This window comes from Vibrio sp. TRT 21S02, from assembly GCF_050113675.1.
Taxonomy (GTDB): Bacteria; Pseudomonadota; Gammaproteobacteria; order Enterobacterales; family Vibrionaceae; genus Vibrio.
The window spans coordinates 13,256-28,873 of the sequence record NZ_JBNJOI010000014.1; the positions used below are offsets into that span (position 1 = coordinate 13,256).

The 15,618-nt window shown below is 43.9% G+C and carries 11 protein-coding genes; 8 read left to right on the forward strand and 3 right to left on the reverse strand.

What is annotated here, in order from left to right:
* Window positions 1–10: 10 nt before the first annotated feature.
* The 3 genes from ACQEXU_RS16545 to udp all read left to right on the forward strand — a co-directional run bounded on the left by ACQEXU_RS16545 (window position 11) and on the right by udp (window position 4,892).
* Window positions 11–1,486 (forward strand): MATE family efflux transporter, encoded by a 1,476-nt coding sequence (locus ACQEXU_RS16545; protein WP_427011647.1) that lies wholly within the window; start codon window positions 11–13, stop codon window positions 1,484–1,486.
* A gap of 59 nt (window positions 1,487–1,545) precedes the next feature.
* A complete protein-coding gene (locus ACQEXU_RS16550) occupies window positions 1,546–3,852 on the forward strand; it encodes a zinc/cadmium/mercury/lead-transporting ATPase (RefSeq protein WP_427011648.1) in 2,307 nt (768 codons plus the stop codon).
* A 281-nt stretch (window positions 3,853–4,133) separates the two neighbouring features.
* Window positions 4,134–4,892, forward strand: coding sequence for a uridine phosphorylase (gene udp / locus ACQEXU_RS16555; RefSeq protein ID WP_367987003.1), 759 nt, complete (start codon window positions 4,134–4,136; stop codon window positions 4,890–4,892).
* A gap of 92 nt (window positions 4,893–4,984) precedes the next feature.
* Here udp and ACQEXU_RS16560 read toward each other — a convergent pair whose 3' ends face one another.
* On the reverse strand, window positions 4,985–5,464 hold the full coding sequence (locus tag ACQEXU_RS16560; protein WP_427011649.1) for a DUF1456 family protein: 480 nt from the start codon (window positions 5,462–5,464) through the stop codon (window positions 4,985–4,987).
* Window positions 5,465–5,640: 176 nt separating this feature from the next.
* Window positions 5,641–7,701 carry a methionine--tRNA ligase gene (gene metG / locus ACQEXU_RS16565; protein ID WP_427011650.1) on the reverse strand — a complete coding sequence of 687 codons (2,061 nt, stop codon included), beginning with the start codon at window positions 7,699–7,701 and terminating at the stop codon, window positions 5,641–5,643.
* A gap of 157 nt (window positions 7,702–7,858) precedes the next feature.
* Between metG and apbC the strand changes: the two genes are divergently transcribed.
* The 3 genes from apbC (at window position 7,859) to ACQEXU_RS16580 (ending at window position 12,044) form a co-directional block, all read left to right on the forward strand.
* Window positions 7,859–8,932 (forward strand): iron-sulfur cluster carrier protein ApbC, encoded by a 1,074-nt coding sequence (apbC, locus tag ACQEXU_RS16570; RefSeq protein WP_427011651.1) that lies wholly within the window; start codon window positions 7,859–7,861, stop codon window positions 8,930–8,932.
* A 208-nt stretch (window positions 8,933–9,140) separates the two neighbouring features.
* The gene (gene udk / locus ACQEXU_RS16575; protein WP_427011652.1) at window positions 9,141–9,782 is read left to right on the forward strand and encodes a uridine kinase; all 642 of its coding nucleotides are present in this window, start codon (window positions 9,141–9,143) and stop codon (window positions 9,780–9,782) included.
* Between the two features lie 120 nt (window positions 9,783–9,902).
* Window positions 9,903–12,044, forward strand: coding sequence for an AsmA family protein (locus ACQEXU_RS16580; protein WP_427011653.1), 2,142 nt, complete (start codon window positions 9,903–9,905; stop codon window positions 12,042–12,044).
* 80 nt (window positions 12,045–12,124) lie between these two features.
* Here the strand turns inward: ACQEXU_RS16580 and cobO are convergent, their stop codons facing one another.
* Entirely contained in the window at window positions 12,125–12,730 is a 606-nt protein-coding gene (gene cobO, locus ACQEXU_RS16585; protein WP_367986997.1) for a cob(I)yrinic acid a,c-diamide adenosyltransferase, read from the reverse strand.
* Window positions 12,731–13,175: 445 nt separating this feature from the next.
* On the opposite strand from cobO, the gene ACQEXU_RS16590 reads away from it, so the two are divergent.
* Together ACQEXU_RS16590 and ACQEXU_RS16595 are read left to right on the forward strand one after the other, a co-directional pair.
* Window positions 13,176–14,705, forward strand: coding sequence for an AMP-binding protein (locus tag ACQEXU_RS16590; protein ID WP_427011654.1), 1,530 nt, complete (start codon window positions 13,176–13,178; stop codon window positions 14,703–14,705).
* Complete coding sequence (locus tag ACQEXU_RS16595; RefSeq protein ID WP_427011655.1) at window positions 14,702–15,454, forward strand: class I SAM-dependent methyltransferase; 753 nt, start codon at window positions 14,702–14,704, stop codon at window positions 15,452–15,454. The genes ACQEXU_RS16590 and ACQEXU_RS16595 overlap by 4 nt, the downstream gene beginning before the upstream one ends.
* Window positions 15,455–15,618: the final 164 nt, after the last annotated feature.

Sequence of the window (15,618 nt, forward strand, 5' to 3'; positions counted from 1 at the left end):
AGGAGAGAGTATGTCGAACCAAGATGCCAAATTTACTCAAGGTTCAACCATGAAGCACATTTTGGTGATGTCAGGTGCTGGGTCCGTTGGCTTAATGGCTCTGTTTGTCGTCGACTTACTCGATATGCTCTTTATCAGTATGCTAGGGCAAGTCGAATTAGCCGCAGCCGTCGGCTTTGCTGGTACATTGGTATTCTTCTCTACCTCCATTTCTATTGGTTCTTCCATTGCTATGGGCGCACTGGTATCAAAAGCTTTGGGCGCAAAGAAGCTTGATGAGGCACGCCAGCTTACCGTTAGCGTATTGATGACCACGTTTTTGATTAGCTGTATTGTTGCTGCGGTTATGTATGCTTACATCCCAGAACTGCTTGCCGCTATTGGGGCACAGGGTTTTGCTGCGGAGCGAGCGCAAGCCTACTTAGAAATTCTATTGCCTAGTGGCCCGGTTGTTGCGCTAGCAATGGCGGCTGGGGCAGGGCTACGTGCTGCGGGTGATGCTAAGCGTTCGATGTGGGCGACGCTTTCCGGAGGGATTGCAAATGCGTTGCTTGACCCGCTATTCATTTTTGGCTTTGGCTGGAATGTGGAAGGGGCCGCCGCCGCTTCTGTTTTTGCTCGCTTTACTGTTCTATTCTTCTCGCTTTACCCACTTATTAAGCATCACAATTTAGTCGCGATTCCTTCGTTTGTGACTTGGAATCAAAATATTCGATCCATTTTAACCATCGCCCTGCCTGCGATTGTTACTAACCTTGCGACGCCTGTTGGTAATGCCATTGTTACTTCTTCTATCGCTAAGTTTGGTGAAGATTTTGTCGCTGGCTTTGCTGTTATTGGCCGTTTAACGCCTGTCTGTTTCGCTGTTATCTTCGCTCTTTCTGGAGCCGTTGGGCCCATCATTGGGCAGAATTTTGGTGCAGAGCGTTTTGATCGCGTCAAAGAAACGCTAAACAACTCTTTACTTGTAACCACGATATACACCTTGTTGGTTTGCGCTGTGCTCTATTTTGCTCAAGGTTTAGTGATTGAGATGTTCAATCTACAGGGTGATGCTGCTGTTATCATGACAGCCTTTTGTACCTATGTAGCACTCAGCTTTATCTTCAATGGCATGATGTTTGTGGCCAATACATCGTTTAACAATTTGGGTAAGCCACTTTACTCAACGGCATTAAACTTAGGTAAAGCAACACTAGGAACTTTGCCGTTTGTCTATTTTGGCGCTTTATGGTTTGGCGCCTTAGGAGTGTTGTATGGTCAGGCTGTAGGCACAGTAGTATTTGGCTTAATTTCATTGGTGGTGCTGAAAAAACATATTGCTGAATTAATGCCAGGGCAAGATATGGTGCGGGAAGATGATCCTTCCGTGACTTGTGTGAACACACAGCCTTTCTGTACGCATGATGCGGTGTTAATTGATGAAGCGGGTGCAGACAGCGATGTTTTGACGTCTCCCTACCATAAAAGACATAAAAACAATTGACCTTAGAGTAGGCTCCAAGGTTTATGATGACAGTGTCAGCAAATTAAGGAGGCCTAACAATGTGTACTAAACACGAAGCATGTCGCTCTGATAAAGTGACATTGAATCCATCTCAACATGGCTCATGTTCGAGCCCGAAAATCAGTTCTATCCAGATGGCAGGAGCAGAGCCAGCAAGCTCGGGTTGCTGTTCATCATCGGCGTGCGGAACGAGTACTGACCCAGCCGATGAGGAAAGTGACTCCTTAAGTTCTTCTAGTGCATCGTTTACTTACAGTTGGATTGTCGTGGGGATGGATTGCCCATCTTGCGCGAGAAAAATTGAAACCGCAGTTAACAAAGTTGAAGGCGTTCTTGAAGCAAAAGTACTTTTCGCAACAGAAAAACTGGTGATCAAATCGAATCATGTCGATGTAGCGAATGCTGTTGAGCAAACAATTGTCGATACTGGTTTCACTTTTACAACCACTTCCCAACGAAAGAAAACGATTCAACCAAAGGGTTGGCGTCATTTCATCAAGCAAAATGCCAATATTCTTTCTATTGCCTCTGCGATGGCAATTGCCGCTATTTTGAAACCCAGTCTTCCCCAAGTTAGCGAATGGTTGTTCATTTTTACCTGTTTAGCAGGCCTCTATCCGATAGGTAAAAAAGCCATTGCATTAGCGAAATCAGGCACGCCATTTGCGATTGAGACCTTGATGAGTGTTGCAGCCATTGGTGCTTTGTATCTTGGTGAAACCGTTGAAGCGGCAATGGTATTGCTGTTATTTCTTATCGGTGAGCAGCTAGAAGCTTTTGCAGCATCCAGAGCGCGAAGCGGCGTGCAAGCGTTGATGGAGCTGGTTCCTGAAAAGGCGACTAAGATCATCGATGGACAACGTGTTGAAGTGGCCGTAAGTGAATTGTCACCTGACGATATTATTGAAGTATCACCAGGAAGTCGCATGCCAGCAGATGGCAAATTACATGATGCATTAGCGAGTTTTGATGAAAGTGCACTGACTGGCGAATCGATTCCTGTAGAGCGTTATGAAGGTGAGTCAGTTATGGCTGGTGCTGTCGTTGTCGATAAAGTCGTGCGATTGACCATCACTTCAAAGCAAGGTGAGAACGCAATCGATCGCATTTTGCACCTAATTGAGGAAGCGGAATCCCGTAAAGCGCCACTAGAACGTTTCTTAGATAAGTTCAGTCGTTGGTATACGCCATTGATGATGCTTGTTGCGTTAGCAGTGATTGTTGTGCCTCCGTTACTTTACGCTCAGCCATGGGAAACATGGATTTATCGTGGTTTAGCCCTCTTATTGATTGCGTGTCCTTGCGCCTTGGTGATTTCAACACCTGCGGCAATTACTTCAGGTTTAGCCACTGCAGCAAAAAGAGGCGCGTTGATTAAAGGTGGAGCGGCCTTAGAACAGCTTGGTAAAATTGAAGCGATTGCATTTGATAAAACGGGCACATTAACCAAAGGTAAACCACAGGTGACGGACGTCTTGTCACAAGGTGAGCTAGAAGTTGATGAAGTTTTAAGAGTAAGTGCTGCGATTGAAATGGGCTCTAGTCATCCTTTGGCCGTTTCTTTGGTGAAACGAGTACAATCTGCTGGTATCGATATTCCAGAGGCCACCGAAAAACAAGCGCTTGTTGGAAGTGGTGTGTCTGGTAAAGTCGATGGTGTTTTGTACCGAATTCTGGCTCCAAGCAAAATTGATTTTGATTTATCAGACGCTTTGATTACGAGCGTTGAGACTCTTGAAGAACAGGGAAAAACGGTTGTTCTTGTGATCAAAGCGGATAGTGAGGTCATCGGACTTATTGCATGGCAAGATACGCTACGTGAAGATTCTGCCAATGCTGTAAATGCTCTCAAGCAATTAGGTATTCAGTCGATTATGCTGACGGGAGATAACCCAAGAAGTGCTCGCGCGATGAGCTCTGCAATTGGTATCGATTTTAAAGCAGGTTTGTTGCCTGAAGATAAAGTCCGCTATGTAGAGCAACTGTCCAGTGATTCTTATGTCGCGATGGTTGGAGACGGTATCAATGATGCTCCAGCAATGAAAGCATCAAGTATCGGGATTGCCATGGGTGGTGGTACGGATGTGGCCTTGGAAACAGCCGACGCCGCTATCACTCACAACCGGCTGGTGGAGTTGCCTGCGATGATCGAGCTGTCTCGCGCAACACTCTCTATTATTCGGCAGAATGTCACGTTAGCACTTGGCCTTAAAGGTGTCTTTCTTGTGACCAGCTTGCTTGGGATCACAGGTTTGTGGGTTGCAGTATTGGCCGATAGTGGGGCAACTGCTTTGGTGACGCTCAATGCACTTCGCTTGCTCCAATTCAAATCTCGAAATGATTAATTGCAACAGAACCTAACCTCCCCAAATCTAGCCAGAGTCTTCGTACTCTGGCTACCTCGTTTCATATGTAATGAATACGCACTCTTTGCGATAAAGTGTGATGTAAACCGTTTTTATTTGAAATGCGATGAATTATTGCTGCTCTGAGTGAGATCTTAATCACTCTTTATTCTGTGTAGGTTCGTTAGAGTATGTCTGTACCCTATGAATCTTAAGAGCGAAACCATACAGAGAGTGAATAAAAACTGTATCAGTTCGCCACAATAATGGAGAGTTTCCTTATGTCTCAAGCTGTTTTCCACCTTGGTGTAACAGAAGCCGATCTTGCTGGTGCTACATTGGCGATCATCCCGGGCGATCCTGCGCGTGTTCAGAAAATTGCGGAAGAAATGGAAAATCCAGTTTTTCTAGCAAGCCATCGTGAATACACGCTTTATCGTGCTGAGCTTGAAGGTAAACCTGTTGTTGTGTGTTCTACTGGTATCGGTGGCCCTTCTACGTCGATTGCTGTTGAAGAGTTAGCGCAGCTTGGTGTTCGTACTTTCTTACGTGTTGGTACAACCGGTGCAATCCAGCCGCACGTGAATGTGGGTGATATGATTGTATCGACAGGTTCTGTTCGCCTAGATGGTGCAAGCCTACACTTTGCTCCAATGGAATTCCCAGCAGTGGCTGATTTTGATGTTGCTACTGCAATGAAAGCAGCAGTAGAAGAATCTGGTGCAACTGTTCATATGGGTGTTACGGCTTCAAGTGATACCTTCTACCCAGGCCAAGAGCGTTACGATACTTTTTCTGGCCGCGTTGTGAAGCGTTTCCAAGGTTCTATGCAAGAATGGCAAGACATGGGCGTACTGAACTTCGAAATGGAGTCTGCAACTCTTCTTACTATGTGTGCAAGCTCTGGTCTAAAAGCGGGCTGTGTGGCTGGTGTTATCATCAACCGCACGCAAAAAGAGATCCCAGATCATTCAACACTAAAAGAGACTGAAGCACGCTCAATCAAAGTGGTGGTAGAAGCGGCTCGTAAAATGCTTTAAGGGTAGGGCGCTAGTCGGCGCTTTCTAATAGAAAAAACCTCAATCATGGCTGACCAGATTGAGGTTTTTTTGTATTTGGATGAAAGACTTCGTTATGCCACAAACTCTTCTGAATCAGGACGATTAGTAAATTGCACACCGTTTAAGAAGTCGCACAGCAGTTGATCGTCGCACGCTTTGTAATTCTTATTGTTTGGTTTACGGAAATATGCGCCAACCTCGTACTTGCTCAGACTCACACCCATCAGTTCAAGCACGTCCAATACATCTTCCGCTTTCATGTTCAGTGCAATACGCAGCTTCATGAAAATCATGTTATTGGTAAGCTTTTGTTCGGGTTTTGGCTGTTCGCCTTCCTTCTTACCACGCTTTAAATTAATAAAACCGTTCAGAAACAGAGCCAGCTCTTTATCTTTCATCTTAGTCACAGACTTATCCGAATCTGCTTTTAGCCAGTCGTTAACTTGGTTCGGCGCTACTGTAGTCTCTGCTTGCTCAAAAGTCTTCATGATTTGAGTGTTTTTCAAATTTAGTGAGTGCTGGATGCGGCGTAAGATTTCATTATTAGTCACAAGGGATCCTAGTAAGGGAGTGCGCCGAAGAACCGTTCGTCGGCGGATTTAGGTTGATAGTCGATTTTGGAGGCGACTCTAACAGAGAATAGGCAATTTCAACAGAAGTAAAAAATCCCCGAAGTATTTCTGCTTCGGGGATTAAGTCGGTCGTATTGTAGAAGGCTAAGCCTTGCTTACATTACACGCATACCAGGCTGAGCACCTTCATGCGGTTCAAGAATCCATAGGTCGCTGCCACCAGGGCCCGCAGCTAGGATCATGCCTTCAGACATACCAAACTTCATCTTACGCGGTTTCAGGTTTGCTACCATCACCGTTAGCTTGCCTTCTAACTCTTCTGGTTTGTACGCTGACTTGATGCCAGAGAATACCTGACGAGTTTCGCCGCCGATGTCGAGTTGGAACTTAAGCAGTTTGTTTGCTTTTGGCACTTCTTCACAAGAGATGATACGTGCGATACGCATATCAACGGCTGCGAAAGTGTCAAATTCAATCTCTTCTACGATTGGATCTTTGTCTAGTTCAGTTTGGCTTGCTTTGTTCTTTGCTGCTTCTGCCGCTTCTTTCGCCGCAACTTCTGCTGCTGCGTCTTCTTTAGATGCTTCAACCATCGCTTCAACTTTCTTAGGATCGATGCGGTTGAACAGTGCTTTGAACTTAGTGATCTCGTGACCAGTTAGTGGTGCAGCAACACCTTCCCAAGTTAGTTCTTGGTTTAGGAAGGCTTCAGTGCGTGCTGCTAGCTCTGGCATTACCGGTTTCAGGTAAGTCATCAGAACGCGGAATAGGTTGATACCCACAGAGCAAATGTCTTGTAGCTCTTGGTCTTTACCTTCTTCTTTCGCCACAACCCAAGGTGCTTTTTCATCAACGTATTGGTTTGCTTTGTCAGCTAGTGCGGTGATCTCACGGATTGCTCGGCCGAACTCACGGGTTTCGTAAAGCTCAGCGATGCGATCAGCTGCCGCAGCGAACTCGTTATAAAGTTCACGTTCAGCAAATTCTGCCGATAGCTTGCCTTCAAAACGCTTAGTGATGAAGCCTGCGTTACGAGAAGCTAGATTGACGATCTTGTTCACTACGTCAGCGTTAACGCGCTGAGTGAAGTCTTCAAGGTTAAGGTCTAGGTCATCAATACGGCTGTTTAGTTTAGCTGCGTAGTAGTAACGTAGACATTCTGGATCTAGGTGATCTAGGTATGTAGCCGCCTTGATGAAGGTGCCTTTCGACTTAGACATCTTCGCGCCGTTTACTGTTACGTAGCCGTGTACGAATACGTTGTTTGGCTTGCGGAAACCGCTACCTTCTAGCATTGCAGGCCAGAATAGCGAGTGGAAGTACACGATGTCTTTACCGATGAAGTGGTAAAGCTCAGCCGTGCTGTCTTTTTTCCAGTACTCATCGAAGTTTAGATCGTCACGTTTGTCACATAGGTTTTTGAATGAACCCATGTAGCCAATCGGTGCGTCTAGCCATACGTAAAAGAACTTGTCTTTCTCACCAGGGATCTCAAAGCCAAAATAAGGCGCATCACGCGAGATATCCCACTGCTGTAAGCCAGACTCAAACCACTCTTGCATCTTGTTTGCTGTTTCAGCTTGTAGCGAACCAGAGCGAGTCCACTCTTTTAGCATACTTTCAAACTGAGGCAGGTCGAAGAAGAAGTGTTCAGAGTCTTTCATTACTGGTGTTGCGCCAGATACCGCTGATTTAGGATCAATCAGTTCAGTTGGGCTGTAAGTCTCACCACAGTTATCACAGTTATCACCGTATTGGTCGTCTGACTTACACTTAGGACAAGTCCCTTTAACGAAACGATCCGGTAGGAACATCTCTTTTTCTGGGTCAAACAGCTGAGAAATGGTACGGCTAGAGATAAAACCGTTTTTCTTAAGCTCTAGGTAGATGTGCGAAGCCAGCTCACGGTTCTCTTCAGAGTGTGTGCTGTGATAGTTGTCGAAGCTAATATCGAAGCCAGCGAAGTCTTTTTGGTGCTCTTCACTTACTGCAGCGATCATCTCTTCTGGCGTAATTCCCATCTGTTGTGCTTTTAGCATGATTGGCGTGCCGTGAGCATCGTCAGCACAGATGAAGTTTACAGTGTTGCCACGTAGGCGTTGGTAGCGAACCCAGATATCAGCTTGAATGTGCTCAAGCATGTGACCTAGGTGAATCGAACCGTTAGCGTACGGAAGGGCACAAGTTACCAGTAATTTGCGTGGATCGTTTGCCATACTTAATATTCGCTTCTTGAGGTGTATAAAAAAATAGAGAGTAATACTACCTTATCCCACCAGTGACTCCAAGGTGTCAAAGTAAGGATTACCTTAGTTTTTTCAGGGTTCAGTATCCCTAGGTGGAGTGTTACGATTAGGTGCATAAGGAGGACCTATGCGTCAATTCAATTCAAAGCAAGATTTTTGTGATTGGTTAAATCAATTCGAGCACCCAAATTTAGCACCGGAGTGGGCATCGGTTGCGAATATTATTTCGGTGGAAGCCAATCAATTTAAGATTGAACTCCCTTTTGCAGCAAATACATTAGTGCAAGTTTTATCCACATGGATTGAAGTCGCCCAGCAAAAAGGGGAGGTTGCTCCGTTCTCCTTTCAAATTTCAGTATTGCCTAAAGCGTTAGAAAGCCATGTTGCAACGACGGTTAAAGGGGTAAAAAACATCATTGCAGTCACTTCGGCAAAAGGTGGTGTTGGTAAGTCAACGACGTCAGTGAATTTAGCGTTAGCGATTGCTGCATCGGGGGCAAAAGTTGGGCTGTTGGATGCCGATATCTATGGACCTTCTGTCCCGCTAATGATGGGGCAAACTCAAGCCACTCCAGAGGTTCGCGATAATAAGTGGATGCAGCCAGTTGAGGCTCATGGGATCTATACGCATTCTATTGGCTATCTGGTTTCTAAAGATGAAGCGGCTATTTGGCGTGGTCCAATGGCATCAAAGGCGCTATCACAGCTGATCAACGAAACGGATTGGCCCGGACTGGACTATCTAGTTATTGATATGCCGCCAGGAACGGGAGATATCCAACTGACTCTTGCTCAGCAAATTCCAGTGACGGGAGCGGTCATTGTAACAACACCGCAAGATCTAGCGTTGGCGGATGCACGTAAAGGAGCGGCGATGTTTGCCAAAGTGGATGTGCCAGTTGTCGGAGTGGTCGAAAATATGAGCTATCATATATGCAGTCATTGCGGCGAAAAAGAGCACATTTTTGGGGCTGGCGGCGCTGAAAAAATGGCCGCAGATTATGGTTTATCCTTACTTGCACAAATTCCATTGCATATTGCCATGCGTGAAGATATTGATTGCGGTAAACCAACGGTGGCATCGAGACCGGAATCTGAGCATGCGAAACAGTATCTCGAATTGGCTCAGAATGTGTGCAGCCGGCTCTATTGGCAAGGAAAAGCGAAACCAGAATCGATTTTATTTACCATGGTGCAATAACGTTTTATGCAACGAAAACGTTTGCATTTTGTTTGGTTATTCCAATTATAAAAAACGTGGCATTTTAATCTGATTGCGGCTGGTATCTGTGGGATGAACTCCCTATAATCAGGCGGTTTATTTGGGGTTTGCTCAGAACTATTAGGCCAATGTTTTGCGCCTGCAAACCCTTAGCCACCACCATTCTTAATCATCGGGTGCAAGAATAATGTCTGATAATAATCAATGTATCATCGTCGGTATTGCTGGCGCGTCAGCTTCTGGAAAAAGCCTTATCGCGAGTACTATCTATAACGAACTCCGCGCAAAAGTAGGCGATCACCAAATCGGTGTGATTAAGGAAGATTGCTACTACAACGATCAAAGCCACCTGAGCATGGAAGAGCGTGTAAAAACCAACTACGATCACCCGAGCGCACTAGACCATGATTTGCTTTGTCAGCACCTAGAACAATTGGCGAAAGGCAAAGCTGTTGAGGTTCCTGAATACAGTTATTCTGAGCACACCCGCATAGAGACCACTTCGACGATGACACCGAAAAAAGTGATCATCCTAGAAGGTATTCTTCTTCTAACCGATCCTCGTCTTCGCGATTTGATGCATGCGACTGTATTTATGGATACACCGCTGGATATTTGTCTGCTTCGCCGTGTGAAACGCGACGTAGAAGAGCGTGGCCGCACCATGGAGTCAGTTCTGAAACAGTATCAAGAAACGGTTCGCCCAATGTTTATGCAATTTATTGAGCCGTCTAAACAGTATGCAGACATCATTGTTCCTCGTGGTGGCAAAAACCGTATTGCGATTGATGTACTAAAAGCTCACATTGCAAAACTTCTGAAAGCTTAATTTATATTAAGACCGCAAAACTTTATTTTTTCATAGATAAGTGGCACTTTAAGTGCCACTTTCTTTTTTTGGGGCGCTACTTTAATTAATAGGTTCCATATTCAGCAAGGATAATGCGAAATGAAGAAATTATTCCTTTTCATTGCCGTGCCAGTAGTTGCAATTATTGCTGCTCTGCTTGCACTGGTCTTGCTTGTTAACCCAAATCAATTTAAACCGCTGATTGTTGAACAAGCGAAAAAACAAACCGGGCTCGATCTTGTCATTGAAGGCGATATCAGTTGGCAATTCTTCCCGTCGATTGGTTTTGAGCTTGGTAAAACCGAACTGAAGAATCCGCAAGGGTTCAGCCAACCAAATCTATTCAAAGTCGACTCGGTTGGAATTGATGTTTCTGTTACTCCATTGCTGAGTAAAGCGTTGGAAATCGGTAACGTGACACTAAACGGCGCAGAGTTTTACCTTGAAACATTGAAAGATGGGCGTCGAAATATTGATGTCTTAACTCAAGCTCAATCTACGCAACCAGAGCCTGCTACTGAAACCCAAGCTGAAGCTGCTGCAAGTCCGCAATCAGAAGGCGGTGCTTCAGCGGCTTCCGATTGGACAATTAACCTTGCAGGTATCACGGCAAGTAATGCACTGCTTGAACTGCAAGACAAGCAGGCTGGTAGCTTTACTAAGCTGGAAAATGTTTCTTTGTCTCTGTCTGAATTTGCTTTTGGTCAGTGGACGAAGGCGGAATTTTCAGTCAAAGGTAACAACAATCAACAAACATTCACTGCTTCCGGTCAAGCCGAGTTTAAATTGGCAAAAGGGATGCAGGAATACGCTTTGCGTAATATCGAATTGGACACCACCTTTGCTGATCCCACAACTCGAATTGATAGTGCGGCCATTACGCTGGATACCTTCGAGTTCGATAAAGCTAATTCATTAAGCTATGCCGTGAAAGGTCAGGCGTCGGGCTTAGATATTGATATCAAAGGTGCGGCGAAACTGAACGTTGATAAAGCAATCTCTAAAGTTGCAATTAATACATTAACACTGGATGGGCAATTGGTCGGTGATACTCTACCTCAGTCGCCAATGAAGGTGGATATGGCGTCAGATCTTACGTTTGATTTGAACAAAAGCCATTTGAGTTTTGTGTTAGAAAAACTGACAGCAAACGCAATTGCACTGGATGGTAAAGCTGATATTACACTGGCAGAGATTCCAAAGGTTCGCTTTTCACTGCACAGTCCGAATATTGATTTGGATGAATTCCTAAGTTTAGGTCAAGCGCAAGAAAGTAAAGCAACTGAAGCGAACTCTGAATCAGGTGAGTCTAAAACCGTTCAAACATCACCTAAAAAACCAGCTCAAGAAGTTGAACCAGACCTTTCTGCATTGAAAACGTTAGATGTTATGGGTGATATCACCATCGATAAGTTCAAAGCGAATAACGCGAAGATGCAAAATGTGAAGGCTAGCTTCTCGGTTAATCGTGGTATTGCAGAGCTGAAGTCATTTACCTCTAACTTATATCAAGGTTCAATCAGCGCGAATGCCAGACTTGATGCACGTAAGTCTCCTGCGTCTTACACAGCCAAAAAACGCATCAAAGGTGTGCAGGTTTTGCCACTACTCAAAGATGTGGTTGACAACGACAAGCTGGAAGGTACTGGTAACATTGATGTTGATGTTCAAGGCCGCAGCTTAACGCCAACGGGTATTAAGAAAAACCTAGTAGGAACGATTGCGATTAATTTCGCAGATGGAGCAGTGCATGGTATCAACGTTGCGCAGATGATTCGTGAAAACTACGCCAAGATCAAAGGCAAGTCGCTGGATGATAAACAAGGTGTTCAGAAAACCGATTTCAGTGCAATGACAGCGACGTTGAAACTGAATAAAGGGAACGTCTCGACAGACAACCTGAACATGCAATCGCCTCTACTGCGTATTCGAGGTAAGGGCAGCGCCAACTACATCAATGAAACGGTTGATTTCACTATCAGTACCTCGATTGTTGGCTCTCTAGAAGGGCAGGGAGGTAAAGATATTGATGAATTACGTGACATTACCATCCCAATCAATGTGTCTGGTCAGTGGGCAGAGCCGAAGTTCAAATTAGTCTTGGATGATGTGTTAAAACAAAAAGCAGAAAAAGAGATTGATCGTGGTCTTAAAAAGCTCGATGAAAAATTGGGTGAAAAGATCAAAGATGAGAAGACGAAAGAAGCCGTAAATAGCTTAATCAAGGGTTTATTTAACTAGCCTAAGTCTTGTTCGTTTGAATGAAACTAAAAAAAGCTGGCGCGAGAGCCAGCTTTTTTATTGCTTGTTGAAGCCGAGTTTTACCAATCAACACCCTTTAAGGCTTTAACGCCGGATTCAAAAGCATGTTTGACATTGCGCACTTCAGAAACCGTGTCGGCCATTTCGATTAGTGTGCGATGAGCCGCTCGGCCAGTAATCACGACTGATTGCATCTTAGGACGTGCATTGAGGGCATTAACCACTTCATCAAGATCAATATAGTCGTAGCTCACCATGTAGGTCAGCTCATCAAACAAAACCACATCGATTGACTCATCTTGAAGCATGCGTTTACATTCCTGCCAGACTTTCTGTGCAGCTTCAGTGTCGGCATCGCGGTTTTGTGTTTCCCACGTAAACCCAGTCGCCATCACTTGGAACTCAACGCCTAGTTTCTCAAGTAAGTTGCGTTCACCGTTATCCCATGTCCCCTTGATAAACTGAGCGACAGAGCATTTAAGCCCGTGACCAACAGCGCGAGCAACAGTACCAAACCCAGAGGTTGATTTACCTTTGCCATTGCCAGTAATGACTAAAAGTAGGCCTTTTTCTTCCTGAGCTGCTGCAATTTTCTCGTCAACTTTCTCTTTGACTTTCTGCTGCCTAGCCTTATGCCTTTCATCTTTATTCTGTTGTTCTGTCACGGTAAATCCTTTTTATCTTAGAATAGCTAGCTTTATGATAACCGAAGTCAGCAGGGCCAAAAACCTTCGATTAATCAGGGATAAAAGATGAGAAACCTAGTGATGGTATGGATAGCTCTGTAGTGCATCGTTAGCCAAAAGCATGTTTAACTTTGTTCTGTTATTTGCCACGAATTAGTGATCTCGTTGTATTAGTAGTAAAAACCAAATCAAATACTATTTTGATTTTCATATGGTGCTCCGTATCTGTATTCATCACTAATGGCAGATGAATACTCTTGGTATTTTAAAATGCTGACTATTTCGCTCTATAAGCTATTTTGTAATTCATTAAAGTATTAATTCCTCTTTTCTTTTAGGTACGTACAAGGTCTAAAAATAACAAGCAGAATATGTGTGCAAGTGAGTATAAGGTTCACAGCTAAATTTAATGTATAGGTAATATATGAACCCGTTTATTGAATCTCTTGCACTTCGTTCCACGGAAACCAATGCCATTGTTCTTGTAGAGGGAGCCTCAGGTAACACAATCACAGCTTCTGAATTATTAGCAGCGAGTAGAGAAGTGGCTGGCCGCTTGTGGGCATTAGGCGTGCGTAAAGAAGACCATATAATCATGTCATTGGCCGCGTCACCGGATTATTACGCTGTTTTATATGGTTGTTTTATGATCGGAGCAATTCCAAGCCTAGTGGATGTTACTCAAGAAAAGAGTCAGCTAGTAGAGTGTGTTGATGAATTAAAGCCCGTATTGTGGCTGAGCGATAACAAAATTGATGGCTTTACCACGTGTTCATTAAAGGAATTATTAACTACTGAACCAGCTCTTTACTCTGAAGCGATAGTTTCTGATTCAGCAGTATGTTTATTGCTATACACTACAGGAACAACAGGGCGTCCTAAGGGTGTGCCGTGGACCATTGGACAATTGAAATCACAGGCTCAAGAGTTAAATCGATTTCATTCGATAATCGAGACAGAATTTGTGCTCTTTCCATATTTGGCGTTAGCGACCATATACAACGGTAGAAAGGCCATCATTCCTGAGACAAACTCCCTTCAACCTAACCTAATGCCCGTTGGTAGCATCTTAAGTCAAATGGAACAGTATGGATGCGATTATATCTTTGCTTCACCAGCTTTTTGGGAGCGCGTCATTGAGCACCTAGAGAACAAGTCTGCCTGTATAGACTTCATAAAAATCATCTCTACCGCTGGGGCATCATTGAGTTTGAACATGTTGAGCAAGTTGAATGCGCTACTAACTCAAGGGGATATATATATACCATACGCGAGCACGGAAGCACTGTTACCGCTCACCTTGATCCATTATCGTGATTTTAGGGCTTTATCGCGGAGTAAAACTGCGTTAGGTGAAGGCATTCCATTGGGCACTGTATGCGATGGTATTCAAATGAGAATAATATCAGCAGATTGTGAATCGCCTGTGGCTCGACCTCTTAGTACCAATACAATTGGCGAAATAATTGTGACGGGAGAGCGGGTAACAAGCGAATACTTTAGGAGACCCGATTTAACGAAACTGACAAAGGTACAAATTCCTGAAAGCCCGGATATTTGGCATAAAATGGGGGACCTTGGTTACGTTGATGACAATGGAGTGGTCTGGTTTATGACTCGTAAAAAGTATGCCATTGCTACCAAGAATGGCTATTTTTGCCCAGATGCAATCGAGCAATTTATCAATTTGCACAGTGGAATTAGTTCTTGTGCTGTGATTTGGAATAACGAACAACAAATTACGGTAGTAATACCAAAATCTGAGCAAGGCCTATTTGAACCAGAATTAATCATAAATAAGCTTGTTGGCTTAGGCTATGAGCTATCGAATATTATGTACTATCCGACATTGTTACCAACTGACAAAAGGCATAACAGTAAAATAGACAGAGATAAGTTGAAATCTTGGGTTGATAGTGCGCTGAAATCTGAAGAGCTAGGAGTTACTGTATGAAGCCTTTGTCATTTCCCGCTCAAATTGACTATTACTTAGATGCCGTCACTTGTAGAGATACGCTTGTCGATTCATTAGAGTCAATCATCAAGCCGTATCGTTTTGGTAGTGTCTTAGACTGTTCAGTGGGCACTGGGTTTGGAGTCATCGATTTAATAAGAACTGGCTACAACATTGTGTGCTCAGATGCATGCAAAGATATGTTACGCAGATTTAGTGAAAACGCATTGATAGATGATGTTCAAACGAGTCCATTGAAAATTCAATGGGATGAGTTGGGCTATAAGCTACCAGAGTCCTTTGATTTGGTGTTGTGTCGAGGAAACTCAATCGTATACTCAGATATGTGGGAATCGCATCAAAGTGTTAGTGATCTAAATAGTGTTAAAAAGGCGATCAATGGGATATATAAAGCGATTAAAAATGGAGGGTGTTTATATATCGATATTCCTTCAGATAAACACTTCAATTTCGATGATCCTCTTGTGATTGAGCACGAAGAGAAGACCATTAATTGTATTCCTGTTCATGTAAAAGAAAAGATTACCCATGATGAAGAAATGATGAAGCGCAAGTGGGATGTGAACATTTCAATTGCTGGTGATGTATACCAATTTACAAAATATTCCCACCTGATTCAGGAAGATGTATTTATTGATATGTTAAAACAAGCTGGCTTTAAAAATGTGGAACGTGTCGAAAGCTGTAAGTACAGAGGACATTACTGCGAACTTGTAGCATACAAGTAAATCAGAGATTTTAAGCCCAAAGGATGAGGTTTACATCTTGCATTTACTGAGAGTGATGTAGGCTTTTAGCGGCTGCTTATACAATGAAGTTTTAGTATAAAATAGCGCTCCAAAATAAAATTCAACGGACTAATTTTAATGCGAGAGCATATGGCACCTTTGAT